The sequence below is a fragment of the Enterovirga rhinocerotis genome, from assembly GCF_004363955.1.
Classification (GTDB): Bacteria; Pseudomonadota; Alphaproteobacteria; order Rhizobiales; family Beijerinckiaceae; genus Enterovirga; species Enterovirga rhinocerotis.
In genome coordinates this window covers 311598-326997 of record NZ_SNZR01000011.1, presented here as the reverse complement: position 1 = coordinate 326997, position 15400 = coordinate 311598, and the positions used below count along the sequence as shown (strand labels likewise).

Here is a 15400-nt window from a genome sequence, read left to right as displayed (position 1 = left end):
CCCCTCCGGGGAGGGGTCGCCGCATCAACCCGTCCGCTCACACCGGCGGGATCAGCCTTCCCCGCCTCCGCCGACGAGCGCGATCCAGCCCGCTTCGTCCATCACCGTCAGGCCGAGTTCGGCCGCCTTCTTGAGCTTCGAGCCGGCACCGGGGCCGGCGACGACGATGTCGGTCTTGGCGGAGACCGAGCCCGAGACCTTGGCACCCAGGCGTTCGGCCATGGCCTTCGCCTCATCGCGCGTCAGCTGCTCGAGCGTGCCGGTGAAGACGACCGTCTTGCCGGCGACCGGGCTCGCCGTCGCGACGGCCTCCATGGGCTCCGGCGTCACCTGTTCGAGCAGGGCCGCAAGCATGTCGCGGTTGTGGTCCTCGCGGAAGACGTCGATCAGCGCCTCCGTCACGACCTCGCCGAGGCCCCCGATGGCGATGAAATCGGCCTTCGCCTCCTCGTCGCCCCCAGCCGCCCGGATCGCCGTGTCGCGCAGGGCCTCGATCGATCCGAAATGGCGCGCGAGCAGGCGCGCATTGGTCTCGCCGACATGGCGGATGCCGAGCGCGAAGATGAAGCGGTCGAGCCCGATCGTGCGCCGCGCCTCGATCCCGGCAAGGAGGTTCGTGACGACCTTCGCCTCCTCCTCCGCCTCCTTGGCCTTCTTCGCCTTGGTCGCACGGACCTTGTTCTGGGCCGCGAAGCGCTGGTCGATCAGCTCGTTCCGGCGCCGCTCGATCGCCTCGCGCGTCTTCGCCTTCCGCTCGCCCTCCCCCAGCGTGAAGATGTCGGCGGGCGAGCGGACGAGACCGGCCTCGTAGAGCACCTCGATGAAGGTGCCGCCGAGCCCGTCGATGTCGAAGGCATTGCGCGAGACGAAGTGCTTCAGGCGCTCCACGAGTTGCGCGGGGCAGGTCAGCCCGCCCGTGCAGCGCCGCACCACGTCCTCGCGGCCGGAGCGCGGATTGTGCTCGCGCACGGCATTGGAGCCGCAGGCCGGACAGGTTGTCGGAAAGGCATAGGGTGCCGAATCCGCCGGCCGCTTGTCGAGCATCACCTCGAGGACCTGCGGGATGACGTCCCCGGCGCGCTGGATCGTGACCGTGTCGCCGACGCGGATGTCGGTCCCGCCCCGGAGCTGCGTGCCGTCCGGCCCGATGCCCTTGATGAAATCCTCGTTATGGAGCGTCGCATTGCGCACGACGACGCCCCCCACCGTCACCGGCTTCAGCTTCGCGACCGGCGTCAGAGCGCCGGTCCGCCCGACCTGGATGTCGATCTGCTCGATCTCGGTGATCGCGACCTCGGCCGAGTATTTGTGCGCGATGGCCCAGCGCGGCTCGCGCGAGACGAAGCCGAGCCGCTCCTGCAAAGCGAGATCGTCGACCTTGTAGACGACGCCGTCGATGTCGTAGCCGAGCTCGGCCCGCTTCTCGCCGATCAGCCGATACTGCTCCAGCATCTCGTCGACGGAGTGGCACAGCCGCATATGGTCGGGCGTGCGGAACCCGTAATCGGCGAGCTTTTGGACCATGCCGTGCTGCGTCCTGGCCGGCAGGGCCGAGACCTCGCCCCAGGCATAGGCAAAGAACTTCAGCGGCCGCGAGCGCGTGACCTCGGCATCGAGCTGACGCAGAGAGCCGGCCGCGCCGTTGCGCGGATTGGCGATGGGCTGCTTGCCGGCCGCGACCTGGCGCTCGTTGATCGCCGCGAAATCGGCATGGGTGAGATAGATTTCGCCCCGGACCTCGAAGACGGCCGGCACGCCCTCGGCCGTCAGCTCGTGCGGGATGTCCGAGACCGTCATGGCGTTCGGCGTGACGTCCTCGCCCTCCTGGCCGTCGCCGCGCGTGGTCGCCGCGACCAGGGCGCCGTTCTCATAGCGCAGGCTCAGCGAGAGCCCGTCGACCTTGGGCTCGGCCGTGAAGGCAAGCGGGGCGTCGGCGGGCAGGCGCAGGAAGCGGCGGATACGCGCGTCGAACTCGGCGACCTCCTCGTCCGTATAGGCCTTGCCGAGCGACAGCATCGGCACCGCGTGTCGCCGCTTGGCGAAGCGCCCGGACGGCTCCGCGCCGACCGTCCGGGTCAGGCTCTCGGCGGTCGCGAAATCCGGGTAGGCACCCTCGATCTCCTCGTAGCGCCGACGCAGGGCGTCGTAATCGGCGTCCGAAACCTCCGGCGCGTCCTCATTGTAATAGAGCGCATCGTGCCGCTTCAGCTCGGCGGCGAGGGCATCGTATTCGGCACGCGCGCCGTCTAGATCCAGGTCGGCGACGGCAGTCTCGCGCAGGGTTTTGGGGTTCATCGAAGGAAGCCGCCAGCACCGTCCCTCCCCCTTGTGGGGAGGGCGGACTCGCGCAAAGCGCGAGCCGGGTGGGGGTGGTGCCGGTTGGCACGACGGTGTGTGCGGGGCCACCCCCACCCCGGTCGAAGGCTTCGCCTTCGCTCGGCCCTCCCCACAAGGGGGAGGGAAGAAGCGCAAGTGTCCGTCATCACGCAGCACCGAAGGGCTTGATCTCGACCCCGTCGGCCTCGAGCACCGCGCGCACGCGGCGGGCCATGGCGACCGCCGTCGCGCCGTCGCCATGGACGCAGATCGTGTCGATCGTCGCCGGGATGCGCTTGCCGCTCGCGGTCGTGATGGCCTGATCGCGCACCATCGCGAGGACGCGCTTCGCCGCCTCCTCGGCGTCGTGCAGGACCGCGCCCGGCTTCTTGCGGTTCACGAGCTGGCCGTCGTCCTCATACGCCCTGTCGGCGAAGATCTCGGCGATCGGCGTCAACCCCATCTCCTCCGCCACCTGCTGCGTCGGGCGGGCGGGCTGGGTCATGTAGCCCATCGAGGGGTCGACGCCCTTGATGGCGCGGCCCAGCGCCTTCGCGAAATCCATCTCCTCGTTGACGAGGTTGCCGAGGGCTCCATGCGCCTTGACGTAGGTCACCTTGTGCCCCGCGAGCGCGGCGCAGGCCTGCATGGCGCCGATCTGGTAGGCGATCATGCGCTCGATCTCCTCCATCGTGTCGCCGCGGATTACGCGCCGGCCGAAGCCCCAGAGATCGTTGAAACCCGGATGGGCGCCGATCGAGACGCCCTTCTCCTTGGCGAGCCGCGCCGTCTCCACCATCACGTTCGGATCGCCGCCATGGAAGCCGCAGGCGACATTGGCGGAGGTGATGATGTCCATCATCGCCGCATCGTCGCCGAGGCTCCAACGGCCATAGCTCTCGCCCATGTCGCAATTGATATCGACCCGCATGGTGTCCTCCTTGGCGCCCCGTCGCTCCGAGCCCGGCGGCCGCGACGGGCATCCCGATCCGCCCTCGACGCCGTTCGGGCAGCTTGACGGACCGGGCAGAGTGAATAGCACCGGGCGAGCCCCGCGGCGATGCCGCTTCCAACCCGGGCGGAGCGCCCATGGCCCTCTCCTCGACCTCGCTCGACACCCCGGTCGGCCTGCTGACGCTGGTCGCGGGTAACGATGGCCTCGCCGCGATTCTCTGGCCGGACGATCCGCCGTCACGCGTGCCGCTCGGCCCGCTCGCGGATGAGCCGGGCCATCCCGTCCTCCTCGAGACCGAGCGGCAGCTTCGAGCCTATTTCGCCGGCACGCTCCGGGTCTTCACCGTGCCGCTCGCGTTCCGGGGCACTCCCTTCCAGAAGGACGTCTGGGAGGCGCTGCTCACCATCCCCTTCGGCGAGACGCGGAGCTACGCGCAGATCGCCCGCCAGATCGGAAGGCCCGCGGCCGTGCGCGCGGTCGGCGCCGCGAACGGCCGCAATCCGATCTCCATCATCGCGCCCTGCCACCGGGTCGTCGGCTCGACCGGCGCCCTGACGGGTTTCGCGGGCGGGATCGCGGTGAAGCGCCGGCTACTGGAATTCGAACGCGAGGCCTCGCTCGCGCCCGAGCCTGCCCCCGGCGGATGAGCCGGGAGGCACCCGCGCAGCGAAGAAGCCGTCCGGTGGGCTGAGGCCGGGAGCCGGCGGTCGAGTCCGCGCGGAACAGGTGATGTCAGGACGGTGCGACGGCCGCGAGGAACGGCGTCGACACCCAGCCGACGAAACCCGCCGACGTCCTCACCTGTGACCAGTTCCCCAGCATGGCCAGCCGCTCGACGACACTGCCCTCCGGCAACTCTCCGACCTTCTCGCCGGCCGGAGAGCGCCGGACGTTCAACGTCGACGGCGCAGCCCCTTGCACCTTGAACCGCGGCAGCTTCAGATCGCTCGGCATGTCGGGAGGCGGAGCCGCGCCCTTGATCTGGCTCAGCCGCGCGGCGACGGCCTTGCGCATCATGTCGCCCACGGCTTTGTGGCCCACGGTCTTCGGATCGAACGGCAATCGGGTGATGTCCCACTTGTCCTGGGGGATGCCAAGATTGGGCTCGACCTCGGCATGGGTCAGGATCCGGGTCGGCGTCACGAGGATGTGGTAGGCCAGGGCAAGATCGGCGACGACCTCGATCATCGCGTCCCACTGCTCCCGCTTCAGGGGAGCGACACCCGGTTTGAACGGGCTTTCCTTCGCGCCCGTCATGCAGCACATCGACACGCCGATGGCACCGGTATTGGCGTTCTTCGTATGCGACGCGGGCTTCATGCCGGAGCCCGCCTCGTTGGCCTTGATCGAGGTATCGCACCGGACCAGCGATCCATCCCCCTGGATCAGGATGTGATAGCTCCGCTTGTCCGTCGCATTCGCCGCGTAGCCGCCTGCCGTCCAGTGAACGTGGATGCGATGCATGGATGCCTTGGGCATCCAGGCGCTGGGAACCGCCATGACAATCCTCCCGGCCGAGAACAACCGGGAGTTGACGCTATATCAACCCAAGGATGAGTCAATGCCTAGAACCCACAACGCGGAGGCGCAAAGACGCTGAGGGTGCGATCCCTCAATCGGCTAGGGAGATCCTGCGGCAGGAACGAGCTGGTGCCGGCCCGCCCGGCGCCCCGAGACGCGGCTCAGACAAGCACCGGTTGCGCAACCTGCTCCTGAACCTCGAAGAGCCGGCGATAATGATCGACCTCCTCGGCCGGCCCCGTCGCCTTGGTCGGGTTGTCTGAGAGTTTCACGGCCGGGCGCCCGTCGGCCGAGATGACCTTGCAGACGACGGAGATCGGATCGAGCAGGCCATCCGGCGCCATGCCGCGGAAATCGTTCGTCAGGAGCGTGCCCCAGCCGTAGCTGATGCGGGTGCGCCCGTTGAAATGGGCATGCAGGCGCTCGATGACATCGATGTCGAGCCCGTCCGAGAAGATGGTGAGCTTGTTCTTCGGATCCTGCCCACGCGATTCCCACCAGCGGATCGCCTGCTCTCCGCCGACGATCGGATCGACGGAATCGATGCGGATTCCGGTCCATCCCGCGATCCAGTCCGGGGCGTGTTTCAGGAAGTTCGTGGTGCCGTAGGTGTCGGGCAGGATGATGAGGAGGTTGCCCTGGTAGTCCTGTTGCCAGTCGGCCAGCACCTCGTAGGGCGCACGCCGCTGCGCCTCGTCCCCGTCGGCGAGCGCCGTATAGACCATCGGCAGCTCGTGCGCGTTGGTGCCGATCGCCTCGACCTCGCGGCGCATGGCGATGAGGCAGTTCGAGGTTCCGGAGAAGGCGGGGCCGAGCCCCTCGATCATGGCCTGCACGCACCAATCCTGCCACAGGAAGCCATGCCGGCGCCGCGTGCCGAAATCGGAGATGCGCAGGCCCGGCAGCTTCCGCAGCCGCTCGATCTTCTCCCACACCCGCGTCATGGCGCGGGCGTAGAGCACCTGCAGCTCGAACTTGCCCATGCCGCGCGTGACGCCGCGCGAGCGCAGCTCGTTGAGGATCGAGAGCGCCGGGATCTCCCACATGGTGGTCTCGATCCAGGGGCCATGGAAGGTGAGTTCGTATTGCCCGTCGCGCTGGGTCAGCTCGTATTCGGGGAAGCGGAACTCCTCGAACCATTCCATGAAGTCCGACGAGAACATCTGGCGGCGACCGTAGAAGGTGTTGCCGCGCAGCCAGGTGGATTCCCCGCGCGAGAGGCGGAGCGTCCGCACATGGTCCAGCTGCTCGCGCAATTCGCCGGGATCGATGATGTCGGCGAGGCGGACGCGGGTCGTCCGGTTGGTGACGCCGAACGTCACGGCAGCGTCGCGATGGCGACGGTAGATCGTCTGCGCCATCAGAAGCTTGTAGAAATCGGTGTCGATCACCGAGCGGACGATCGGGTCGATCTTCCAGGCGTGATTATAGACCCGCGTGGCGATGTCGACCATCGCGTGTTCCATCCCTGTTCCGCGCCAGGACGCGGCGCGATGCCCGGTTGTGCCCGATTTCCGCACACGCGTCACGGGCGCTCCGCGCATGGGTGCAGCGCGGAGCGCCATGGTCGGCCGGGCTTTCGGGCGAGGCCTGCCGGCTCCGGACGCACCCCGGCGGCGCGCCGCCATTGGTGCTCGGGGCGCCATGGAGTAGGACCGGACCTGAAGAAGGCGGTCTGATCAGATGAATTCGGAAGATGTCCTGAAGGCGCTGGCCGGAGTGCGGTTCGGAACGACGGCGCTGCCCGAATCCGGCCGGCTTTCGCCCGTCGTGGTCGACCCGTCGGGCCGGGTCACGGTCTCGATCGGGATCGACCCTGCCGAAGCCGCCGCGGCCGAGCCCGTCCGCGCGGCGGCGGAAGCCGCGATCCGGCTCGTCCCCGGCGTCTCGGCCGCCCTCGTCAGCCTCACCGCCGAGCGCGCGCCCGGCTCGGCTCCGGCCCGCCCCGCCCCTCCTCCGGCGGGCGGCATGCCGCGGCCGCCCCGCGCCCAGTCCATTCCGGGCGTGAAGCACATCTTCGCGGTCGCCTCGGGCAAGGGGGGCGTCGGCAAGTCGACCACGGCCGTGAACCTCGCCCTGGCGCTGAAGGCGCGCGGCCTCTCGGTCGGGCTGCTCGATGCCGACATCTACGGCCCGTCCGCCCCGAAGCTCTTCGGGCTCGGCGGACAGAAGCCGCGCGTCATCTCCGGCCGCATCCTCGAGCCGCTCGACGGCTACGGCGTCCAGGTGATGTCGATCGGCTTCCTCGTCGAGGAGGAGACGGCGATGATCTGGCGCGGGCCGATGGTGATGTCGGCCATCACCCAGATGCTGCGCGAGGTCGCCTGGAGCGAGCTCGACGCGCTCGTCGTCGACATGCCGCCGGGGACGGGCGACGCCCAGCTCACCATGGCGCAGGCCGTGCCGCTCGCCGGCGCCGTCATCGTCTCGACCCCGCAGGACCTCGCCCTGATCGACGCCCGCCGCGGCGTCGCGATGTTCCGCAAGGTCGAGGTGCCGATCCTCGGCATCGTCGAGAACATGGCCTCCTTCGCCTGCCCCGCCTGCGGGCACGTCTCGCATATCTTCGGCCATGGCGGCGCGCGGGCCGAGGCCGAGAAGCTCGGCGTGCCCTTCCTCGGCGAGGTGCCGCTCGAGATGGCGATCCGGGAGACCTCGGATTCGGGCCGTCCGGTCGTCGCCGTGGCGCCCGAAGGTCCGCACGCCGCCTCCTACCGCGCCATCGCCGACCGCGTCTGGGAGCGGATCACCGGAGGCGCGGTGAGCCGCCCAGCGCCCCGGATCGTGATCGAGTGACGCGTTTCAGCGCCGGACGTCGACCGGCACCAACGCGGTCACGGGCTTGCCGTCGACGAGAACGGGCCGATGCTGATCATCCGCGAGGAGAACGCCGATCACGTGGCGTCCGACGGGTTGCTCGCAAAAGCCGAAATGGGCCTTGATCAGATCGCCGCCCCAATCGCTGTTCATGCTGTTGTAAGCGCGGCCCGGCTGATTGCAGCGATCCCCCTCCGGATCGATCTTCATGTGCAGATGCCCGCACCTCGGATTCGAGCCGCATTGGCCAGCCGGCTTCAGGTCGAAATTGCTGGCGACCACGACGCCGACCACGCCGGTGCGGTCATCCCCGATCGTCAGCGTCATACCCGGCTTAGGCCAGACAACCTCCAGGCGTGCGGGCGGCTCGGCAAAGGCCGGCGCAACGGAAGCGACGAGGATTGCGAGGCAGCCGACGGCGAATGCAGGGCGCATGGAAATCTCCTTATGTAATCACTGATTACATAAGGAGACGGGACAGGCAATGGGCGAGAAGAAGACGGTGGCAGAGACAGGACGTCGCAACGACGGCGATCCCGCGGGATCGCCGAGGCCGCGGCCCCGCGCGTATCATCACGGCAATCTCGTGGATGCGATCGTTCAGGCGACGATCTCGCTCATCGAGGAGCGCGGCACCGAGGCGGTTTCCCTGCGCGAGGCGGCCCGGCGGGCGGGCGTTTCGTCGGCAGCGCCGTTCCGGCACTTTCCGAACAAGGCCGCCTTGATGGCCGCGGTCGCGGAACAGGCGATGGAGCGGCTGACGGCGTCGATCGAGGCGGCCCTCGCCGAGACGTCGAGCCTCGCGCCGATGGCCCGGTTCGAGGCCCTGGGCCGCGCCTATCTCGGCTGGGCCTTCGACAACCCGACTCATTTTCAGGTCATCAGCTCGCGAGCGCTCGTCGACCTCCAGGCCTCGCCGCGCCTGCGCCAGCAGAACGAGGCGATCCGGCTGACCATGACGGACCTGCTGGAATCGGCCCGGCGAAGCGGCGAGCTGCGCACCGACATTTCGGTCGATCAGATCGTGCTGTCGGCCAGGGCCTTCGGCTACGGGCTCGCGCGCATGCATGTCGACGGCCATCTGCCGGAATGGCATCCGAGCGAGGCGCCGAAGGAGACGGCGATGTCGGCCCTCGCCTCCTATCTCCGGACCCTGCGACGCGAGGCCTGAGCGTCAGGACGCCGTCGCCAGCGTCGGCCCGAAGACCTCCTCGAAGGCCGCGCGCAGGGCGATGTCCGCATCGTCCAGCGTCACCGGCAGGCCGAGATCGACGAGGCTCGTGACGCCGTGCCCGCGGACGCCGCAGGGGACGATGCCCCCGAAATGCGCGAGGTCCGGCTCGACGTTCAGGCTGATCCCGTGGAACGTCACCGAATGCCGGACCCGGATGCCGAGGGCGGCGATCTTGTCCTCGACGCCCTCGCCCTGATCCGGTCGCCTCACCCAGACGCCGACGCGGTCCTCGCGCCGCTCGCCGCGGATGTTGAACCGGTCGAGCGTGCCGATGAGCCAGGCTTCGAGGGCGGCGACGAAGGCGCGCAGATCGACGCGCCGCCGGCGCAGGTCGAGCATCACATAGGCCACCCGCTGGCCGGGCCCGTGATAGGTGTATTGCCCGCCGCGCCCCGTCGCGAAGACGGGAAACCGGGCCGGCTCGACGAGGTCGTCGGGGCGGGCGGAGGTGCCGGCCGTGTAGAGCGGCGGATGTTCGAGCAGCCAGACGCGCTCGCCCGCCTCCCCCGCTGCGATCGCCGCGACGCGGCGCTCCATCTCCGCGACCGCCTCGGCATAATCGACGAGCCCCTCGCTCCGCACCCACTCCACCGGAGGCGATCCCGGCACGGCGGCGAAGGAGGAGCCGAGTTCGTCCCTGATCTTTACCAACGGTTCACCATGTCGGGCGGAGATGGAGAGCGTGCCGACGGCACGGTCCGGACGATCCCGATATGGCCCTCGAAGACCTCGAAGTCGAACTCGCCGTGGTCCTGGGCCGCACGCGCATGCCCCTGAACCGGTTCCTGCGCCTCGGCCGCGGGGCCGTGATCGCGCTCGATGCCGCCGAGGAGGACATCGTCGACATCCTCGCCAACGACCTGCCGGTCGCGCGCGGCCGGGTCACGGTCGATCGCGGCGCGATTCGCGTCGAGGTCACGGAACTCGTCCGCCGCCCCCAGGTGACGCGCGAGCGGGGAGCACGGATTTCCGCTCTGGGCGCCGCTTTCGTCATGGAACCGTCAGAAGCCGCGTGATCGAGGCTTGTGGCCGCATAATCGATCTGTTAGACGCGCTGCACCTCAGGACGGCCCCGAGCGGGGCGGTCCGATGCGGCCATGGCGGAACTGGTAGACGCGCTAGCTTGAGGTGCTAGTCCCGAGAGGGGTGGAGGTTCGAGTCCTCTTGGCCGCACCAAAGTCTTAGCAGCGACAAATCCCGCACAGGCGCACCGCACGGATGACGGTGATGCTGGCGACTTGGCTTCGATCGATGGGTTGCGCCGCGAGCGCGAACGAGGCGGCGATGATGATCGCCGTCGTCATCGGTGCCGCCGTCGCGTTCGCGATCGGCCGGATCCGCCCGCTCGGCCGAATCGGCCGGCGGCTCCTCTTTCTCGGCTGCGTCCTCTCCGCCCTCCTCATCGCGATCGCGGGACAGATGATGCTGTCCGATCGATGCTGAGCGCGCGTATCCCCTTCGGCTGCGCGCCGGCGCAGCGTCAGGCGGCCGATCTGCGGATGATGAAGACCGCGACCTCCCCCTGCATCTCGATTCCCTCCAGCACGTCGCCGGTCTCGCGCACGAGATGAGGCAGGTCGATCCGGGACAGGGGGTCGGTGCATTCCACGCGCAGCACCGTGCCGGGGGCGGCGGCCTGCAGCGCCTTGCGCGTGCGCAGGGCCGGCAGCGGGCATTTCAGGCCTCGCAGATCGAGGCGAAGGGCGGTGGGATGATCGTTCACGATGCTGCCTAAACCCGCTCCCGCGGCGCTCGGCAAGCCGCGCGGGCTGGACGGCACGGCGATAAGGCCGGACAGTGCCGCCCTATCACCCTCGGCACGTGGACGCGGATTCTCGAGAATCACCGATGGCGCAACTGACTGACGATTGCTTCGCCGTCGGGGCGCCGATCCTGACGGTCGACGAAGCGGTCGCGCTGATCCGGGAGCGCGTCGCGCCGGTGGCGGGCGTCGAGACGGTCGCGCTCGTCGATGCGGATGGCCGCGTGCTTGCGGACGACATCCTCGCCGCCATGTCCGTGCCGAGGACCGACAATTCGGCCGTCGACGGCTATGCGGTGCGCCATGCCGATCTCGCCCTCAGCGGCGAGACGGTGCTGCCCGTGCGCGGGCGGGTCGCGGCGGGCCAGAATGCGGGCGGCATCTCCGCCGAGGGTGTCGCGGTGCGGATCTTCACCGGCGCGCCGATGCCCCCTTTCGCCGACACGGTCTTCATGCAGGAAGACGTCCGGCTGGACGGCGACGCCGTCGTCCTGCCGTCGGGGCTTCCGCCCGGCGCCAATCGGCGGCGCGCGGGAGAGGACATCGAGGCCGGCGACGTCGTGGCGCGTGCCGGGCAGCGCCTGCATCCGCAGCACCTCGCCCTCGCGACCGCGGTCGGGTTGCAGAGCCTCGCAGTGCGGCGGCGGCTTCGCGTCGCCCTGTTCTCGACGGGAGACGAACTCGCCGAGCCGGGCGGCCCGCTGGGCGCCGGCATGATCCACGATTCCAACCGCGTCATGCTGATCGCGCTGCTCCGCCGGCTGGGTGCGGAGACCCGCGATCACGGCATCCTGCGCGACGATCCGGACCTCGTCGCGCAGCGCCTCTCGGCGGCCTCGGCCGAGGCCGATCTCCTCGTCACCTCGGGCGGCGTCTCGGTGGGTGAGGAGGATCACGTCAAGGCCGCGGTCGAGCGCATCGGACGGCTCGACCTCTGGCGCCTCGCGATCAAGCCCGGCCGGCCCGTCGCGATGGGGACGGTCGCGGGCGTGCCCTTCGTCGGCCTGCCCGGCAATCCCGTCGCGGCCTATGTCACCTGCCTGATGCTGCTCGCCCCGCTCCTCGCGCGGCTCGGCGGCGCCGATGGCGCGCCGCCGCTTTCGCTGCCGGTCCGGGCGGCCTTCTCGCGTCGCAAGAAACGCGGGCGGCGCGAATTCGTCCGGGTCACGCTCCGTGTCGGCGCCGACGGCCAGGCCGAGCTCGTGCCTTTCCCGCGCGACGGCGCGGCGCTCATGTCGTCCCTGATCGGAAGCGACGGCCTTGCCGAAATCCCCGACGACGCGACGTCGGTCTGCGAGGGCGACCTCCTGCGCTTCCACCCCCACGCCGCCCTGCAGGGCTGACCCCGCCTCACGCGTGGAGGGCGCTGGACGCCTCCTCGCCGAAATAGGCGCGCTCCAGCCGATGGGGCAGGTTCGGCTCGTCCGCCCGCGCTTCCAGCACGATCCGCCCCTGGGCGAGCGCATAGACCCGGTCCGAGACCGCGAGCGCCTTCTCGATCAATTGCTCGACGAGCAGCACCGCCGTCCCGCCCTCGCGAAGCCGGCGCACGACGTTGAGCACCCGGTCGACGAGGACGGGGGAGAGACCGGCCGAGGGCTCGTCGAGCATGAGGAGGCGCGGCCTCGTCACGAGGCCCTGCGCGACGGCGAGCATCTGCTGCTGCCCGCCGGAGAGAGACGCGCCCTTGTCGTGCCGCTTCTCCGCGATCTCGGGGAAATGGGCGAGCGCCTCCTCGACCCGCGCGGCGCGCTCGGCGCGCGGAACGTCGTAGGCCGCGAGGAGCAGGTTGTCGTAGACCGTCTGCGCCGTGAAGATGCGGTGGCCCTCGATCACATGGGCGAGGCCCGCCTTGACCGCCTCGCGCGGTCCGAGCCCCGCCAGGGAGCGGCCCGCGAAGCGCGCATCGCCCCCGCTCGGGGGAATCAGCCCGGAGATCGCGCGCAGCAGCGTCGTCTTGCCCGCCCCGTTCGGGCCGAGGAGCGTCACCACCTCGCCGGCGCCGATGACGAGATCGACGCCGTGCAGCACGCGGATCTTGCCGTAGCCCGCCTCGATCCCCCGGAGCGTGAGGAGGGGGCTGGGGGCCGCCGCCCCCTCAGGCGCCGAGATAGGCACTGACGACCTCCTTGTGCGTGCGGATCTCGGCCGGCGTCCCGGCCGCGAGCACCTGGCCGAGATTGAGCACGGTCACGTGATGGCAGATGTCGAAGATGAGATCGGCATGGTGCTCGACGAGGAGCACGCCCGTGCCGCGCGCGGCGACGTCGCTGACCAGGGCTCCGAGGCGCTTGATCTCCTGCGTGGAGAGACCCGCCGCCGGCTCGTCGAGGAGGAGGAAGGCCGGCCGGACCATCAGCGCGCGGGCGATCTCCATGAAGCGGAGCTCGCTGTGCTGGAGGCGGCTGGCTCGCACCTCGTCGAGCCCCTCGAGCCCCACGGCGCGAAGGGCGAGCCGCGCATCCTCGCGCAGACGGACCTCGTCCGCCCGGTGGCGCGGCAGCGCGAGGAGCGCCTCCGCGAGCGTCGCGTGGCCGAGGACGGTGCCGCCGATCATCACGTTCTCGATGACGCTGGCCTCGCCGACGATCCGCGGCGTCTGGAAGGTGCGGGCGATGCCGAGCCGGGCGCGCGCCTCGGGCGGCTCGGCGAGGAGTTCGCAGCCACCGATCCGCGCCGATCCGGCCTGCGGCCGGTAATAGCCGGAGACGACGTTGAGGGTCGTCGTCTTGCCGCTGCCGTTCGGCCCGATCAGGCCGTGCACGGTTCCCGGTTCGATGACGAGGTCGACCCCGTCGACGGCCTTCAGCGCGCCGAAGCTGAGTTCGATGCCCTTGAGCACCATCGGCTCCGATGCGGGCTTGCCGGCGGGCGTCTCCAGCAGGGTTGCGAGCGCCGCCGGACGGGGCATGATGGCGCGCTCCGGCGGCAGCGGACGGCGGCTCGCGACGTCGAGGAGGTCGGCGATGCCGCCCGGGACCACCAGCACGATCACGAGCAGGAGCGCCGCATAGAGGAAGGCGGCCCAGGCGGCGAGCGGCGCGGCGAATTCCGGCAGGATCGTCAGGATGATCGTGCCGAGGAGCGGGCCGAGCACGGAGCCCCTGCCCCCGATCAGCACCGCGATGAAGAACAGCAGCGACAGCTCGAAGGTGAAGGCGTCGGGCGTGATGTAGGTCTGCAGCGAGGCGAAGAGCCCGCCCGCGATCGCCGCGACGGCACCGGCGAAGAGGAAGATCGAGACGAGGAGGCGCGGCTTCGAGATGCCGACCGCCTCCGCCGCGACATCCGCGTCGCGCACCGCGACGAGCGCTCGCCCGTGCCGGCTTGCCGCGACGTTCAGCGTCATCCAGGTGCAGAGCGAGGCTGCCGCGAGACAGAGCACGAAGAACCCGATCCGGCTGTCGAACGGGGCCGGCATCTCCGGCCCGACGATGCCGACGCCGCCGCCCGTGACGTCCTGCCAGGCGAGCGCGATCTGGGTGACGATCGTCGCGAAGCCGAGCGTCGTGATGGCGAAATAGAAGGTCCGCAGCCGGAGCGCGGGCAGGCCCACGATCACGCCCACGACGGCGCCGAACGCGCCTGCGGCCCCGAGCGCCGCGAAGCTCGGCAGGGCGAAGCCGAGATTGCCCGAGGCGAGGACGCTCGTCGTGTAGGCGCCGACGAGGAGCAGCGCGACATAGCCGATGGCGAGTTGCCCGGCGAAGCCGATGATGAGGTTCAGGCCCGACACGAGCACCCAATAGATCGCGGCCCGGGTCGCGATCAGCGTCCAGTAATCGTTCCCGGCCAGCGGCACCGCCGCCGTGATCGCGAGGATGAGGAGGAAGGGCCAGGCCTTGCGCCAGCCCGTCCGGCTCGGCGTTCCTGCGGCTTCGGCAGCGCCGAGCACGGGGTCGGCCTCGGCCGAGGGACGCACGCTCATACCCGCCTCGCCGTGGCCGAGCCGAGGAGACCCTGAGGGGCGATCAGCAGCACGACGATGAAGATCGTGAAGACGGCGACGGAGGCGAAGATGCCGCCGACGACGAAATTCGCCGTCTGCTGGAACAGACCCAGCGCCAGCCCGCCCACTACGGCCCCGCGATTGTTGCCGAGTCCGCCGAGGGCGACCGGGATGAAACCGTAGAAGTTGAGATGCGGCCCGTTGGCGAAGAAGGCGAGAAGCAGCTGGCCGCCCGAATACCCAGCCAGGGCGCCGATCGCGCCGGCGAGCGCATAGGCCATCACCCGCAACTGCCGCTCGGGAAGGCCGAGGGCGCGGGCGGCGAAATTGTCCTCGGCCACGGCGAGGAAGGCGTGGCCGAGGATGGTGCGCCGGTAGAGCAGTTCGAGGCCGACGATCACGGCCGCGCAGGTGACGACGGGGAGCCAGAACTTCTCGTCGAGCAGGTCCTGCCCGATCCCGCCGAGAAGGCGCGGGAAGGGCTGCGGCTCGGTGCTCCACATGATGGCCGTGAATTGCTGGATCATCAGCGCCACGGCCAGGGTCGACAGCACGTAGAGGTGCTGGTCGAGGCTCTTGAGGACGGGCCGGACCGCCACGAACTCGGTCACGATGCCGATCAGCGCGCAGCAGGCGAGCGTCAGGAGAAGGCCCAGCGGCCACGGGATGCCAAGGCGGAGCGTGAAGAGCGAGCCCAGCACGCCGCCGAGCATCCCGAGCTGGCCCGCCGTGAAGCTCATCACGCGCGAGGTCGAGAACATCGTGTTGTAGGTCACGCCGATCAGCGCATAGACGGCGCCGACCGCGAGCCCCGAGGTCAGGATGGAATAGAGCATGGCCCCGCCC

The 15400-nt window shown here is 69.9% G+C and carries 16 protein-coding genes and 1 tRNA gene; 7 read left to right on the top strand and 10 right to left on the bottom strand.

The genetic code is table 11. The features are described from left to right. Positions 1-51: 51 nt before the first annotated feature. Together ligA and EV668_RS02140 are read right to left on the bottom strand one after the other, a co-directional pair. Positions 52-2295 (bottom strand): NAD-dependent DNA ligase LigA, encoded by a 2244-nt coding sequence (gene ligA, locus EV668_RS02145; RefSeq protein ID WP_133768204.1) that lies wholly within the window; start codon positions 2293-2295, stop codon positions 52-54. A gap of 187 nt (positions 2296-2482) precedes the next feature. Further along, positions 2483-3247 (bottom strand): LamB/YcsF family protein, encoded by a 765-nt coding sequence (locus tag EV668_RS02140; RefSeq protein ID WP_133768203.1) that lies wholly within the window; start codon positions 3245-3247, stop codon positions 2483-2485. 158 nt (positions 3248-3405) lie between these two features. Between EV668_RS02140 and EV668_RS02135 the strand changes: the two genes are divergently transcribed. Continuing rightward, on the top strand, positions 3406-3918 hold the full coding sequence (locus EV668_RS02135; RefSeq protein ID WP_133768202.1) for a methylated-DNA--[protein]-cysteine S-methyltransferase: 513 nt from the start codon (positions 3406-3408) through the stop codon (positions 3916-3918). 85 nt (positions 3919-4003) lie between these two features. On the opposite strand, the gene EV668_RS02130 is transcribed toward EV668_RS02135, so the two are convergent. Next, positions 4004-4771 (bottom strand): N-acetylmuramoyl-L-alanine amidase, encoded by a 768-nt coding sequence (locus tag EV668_RS02130; protein ID WP_166652310.1) that lies wholly within the window; start codon positions 4769-4771, stop codon positions 4004-4006. Between the two features lie 182 nt (positions 4772-4953). Then, positions 4954-6246, bottom strand: a complete 1293-nt coding sequence (locus EV668_RS02125) for a nicotinate phosphoribosyltransferase (protein ID WP_133768201.1) — start codon at positions 6244-6246, stop codon at positions 4954-4956. Between the two features lie 229 nt (positions 6247-6475). Between EV668_RS02125 and EV668_RS02120 the strand changes: the two genes are divergently transcribed. Further along, positions 6476-7588 carry an Mrp/NBP35 family ATP-binding protein gene (locus EV668_RS02120; RefSeq protein WP_133768200.1) on the top strand — a complete coding sequence of 371 codons (1113 nt, stop codon included), beginning with the start codon at positions 6476-6478 and terminating at the stop codon, positions 7586-7588. A 6-nt stretch (positions 7589-7594) separates the two neighbouring features. Here EV668_RS02120 and EV668_RS02115 read toward each other — a convergent pair whose 3' ends face one another. After that, positions 7595-8044, bottom strand: coding sequence for a hypothetical protein (locus EV668_RS02115; protein WP_133768199.1), 450 nt, complete (start codon positions 8042-8044; stop codon positions 7595-7597). Between the two features lie 49 nt (positions 8045-8093). Here EV668_RS02115 and EV668_RS02110 point away from each other — a divergent pair, with 49 nt between their 5' ends. Then, positions 8094-8780 carry a TetR/AcrR family transcriptional regulator gene (locus EV668_RS02110; RefSeq protein ID WP_133768198.1) on the top strand — a complete coding sequence of 229 codons (687 nt, stop codon included), beginning with the start codon at positions 8094-8096 and terminating at the stop codon, positions 8778-8780. Between the two features lie 3 nt (positions 8781-8783). Here the strand turns inward: EV668_RS02110 and lipB are convergent, their stop codons facing one another. Continuing rightward, positions 8784-9494 carry a lipoyl(octanoyl) transferase LipB gene (gene lipB / locus EV668_RS02105; protein WP_133768197.1) on the bottom strand — a complete coding sequence of 237 codons (711 nt, stop codon included), beginning with the start codon at positions 9492-9494 and terminating at the stop codon, positions 8784-8786. Positions 9495-9556: 62 nt separating this feature from the next. Here lipB and EV668_RS02100 point away from each other — a divergent pair, with 62 nt between their 5' ends. The 3 genes from EV668_RS02100 to EV668_RS02090 all read left to right on the top strand — a co-directional run bounded on the left by EV668_RS02100 (position 9557) and on the right by EV668_RS02090 (position 10286). Further along, positions 9557-9859, top strand: coding sequence for a FliM/FliN family flagellar motor switch protein (locus EV668_RS02100; protein ID WP_133768196.1), 303 nt, complete (start codon positions 9557-9559; stop codon positions 9857-9859). A 75-nt stretch (positions 9860-9934) separates the two neighbouring features. Beyond that, positions 9935-10019 (top strand) — tRNA-Leu (locus EV668_RS02095). A gap of 51 nt (positions 10020-10070) precedes the next feature. Further along, entirely contained in the window at positions 10071-10286 is a 216-nt protein-coding gene (locus EV668_RS02090; RefSeq protein WP_133768195.1) for a hypothetical protein, read from the top strand. A 37-nt stretch (positions 10287-10323) separates the two neighbouring features. Here the strand turns inward: EV668_RS02090 and EV668_RS02085 are convergent, their stop codons facing one another. After that, positions 10324-10566, bottom strand: a complete 243-nt coding sequence (locus tag EV668_RS02085) for a sulfurtransferase TusA family protein (RefSeq protein WP_133768194.1) — start codon at positions 10564-10566, stop codon at positions 10324-10326. Between the two features lie 125 nt (positions 10567-10691). Here EV668_RS02085 and EV668_RS02080 point away from each other — a divergent pair, with 125 nt between their 5' ends. Then, complete coding sequence (locus EV668_RS02080; protein ID WP_133768193.1) at positions 10692-11948, top strand: molybdopterin molybdotransferase MoeA; 1257 nt, start codon at positions 10692-10694, stop codon at positions 11946-11948. A gap of 7 nt (positions 11949-11955) precedes the next feature. On the opposite strand, the gene EV668_RS02075 is transcribed toward EV668_RS02080, so the two are convergent. The 3 genes from EV668_RS02075 to EV668_RS02065 are packed head-to-tail and all read right to left on the bottom strand — an operon-like array spanning position 11956 to position 15390. Beyond that, a complete protein-coding gene (locus tag EV668_RS02075; RefSeq protein ID WP_208111469.1) occupies positions 11956-12723 on the bottom strand; it encodes an ABC transporter ATP-binding protein in 768 nt (255 codons plus the stop codon). Continuing rightward, positions 12704-14533 (bottom strand): branched-chain amino acid ABC transporter ATP-binding protein/permease, encoded by a 1830-nt coding sequence (locus tag EV668_RS02070; RefSeq protein ID WP_133768192.1) that lies wholly within the window; start codon positions 14531-14533, stop codon positions 12704-12706. The genes EV668_RS02075 and EV668_RS02070 overlap by 20 nt, the downstream gene beginning before the upstream one ends. Beyond that, the gene (locus EV668_RS02065; protein WP_133768191.1) at positions 14530-15390 is read right to left on the bottom strand and encodes a branched-chain amino acid ABC transporter permease; all 861 of its coding nucleotides are present in this window, start codon (positions 15388-15390) and stop codon (positions 14530-14532) included. The genes EV668_RS02070 and EV668_RS02065 overlap by 4 nt, the downstream gene beginning before the upstream one ends. Between the last annotated feature and the right edge of the window lie 10 nt (positions 15391-15400).

Bases quoted from the DNA above. Each gene is read 5' to 3' on its own strand.
- EV668_RS02130 (WP_166652310.1), bottom strand. From the start codon at position 4,771: ATGGCGGTTCCCAGCGCCTGGATGCCCAAGGCATCCATGCATCGCATC.
- EV668_RS02100 (WP_133768196.1), top strand. From the start codon at position 9,557: ATGGCCCTCGAAGACCTCGAAGTCGAACTCGCCGTGGTCCTGGGCCGC.
- EV668_RS02125 (WP_133768201.1), bottom strand. From the start codon at position 6,246: ATGGTCGACATCGCCACGCGGGTCTATAATCACGCCTGGAAGATCGAC.
- ligA (WP_133768204.1), bottom strand. From the start codon at position 2,295: ATGAACCCCAAAACCCTGCGCGAGACTGCCGTCGCCGACCTGGATCTA.
- EV668_RS02115 (WP_133768199.1), bottom strand. From the start codon at position 8,044: ATGCGCCCTGCATTCGCCGTCGGCTGCCTCGCAATCCTCGTCGCTTCC.
- EV668_RS02140 (WP_133768203.1), bottom strand. From the start codon at position 3,247: ATGCGGGTCGATATCAATTGCGACATGGGCGAGAGCTATGGCCGTTGG.
- EV668_RS02070 (WP_133768192.1), bottom strand. From the start codon at position 14,533: ATGAGCGTGCGTCCCTCGGCCGAGGCCGACCCCGTGCTCGGCGCTGCC.
- EV668_RS02120 (WP_133768200.1), top strand. From the start codon at position 6,476: ATGAATTCGGAAGATGTCCTGAAGGCGCTGGCCGGAGTGCGGTTCGGA.
- EV668_RS02090 (WP_133768195.1), top strand. From the start codon at position 10,071: ATGCTGGCGACTTGGCTTCGATCGATGGGTTGCGCCGCGAGCGCGAAC.
- EV668_RS02135 (WP_133768202.1), top strand. From the start codon at position 3,406: ATGGCCCTCTCCTCGACCTCGCTCGACACCCCGGTCGGCCTGCTGACG.
- EV668_RS02080 (WP_133768193.1), top strand. From the start codon at position 10,692: ATGGCGCAACTGACTGACGATTGCTTCGCCGTCGGGGCGCCGATCCTG.
- EV668_RS02065 (WP_133768191.1), bottom strand. From the start codon at position 15,390: ATGCTCTATTCCATCCTGACCTCGGGGCTCGCGGTCGGCGCCGTCTAT.
- EV668_RS02110 (WP_133768198.1), top strand. From the start codon at position 8,094: ATGGGCGAGAAGAAGACGGTGGCAGAGACAGGACGTCGCAACGACGGC.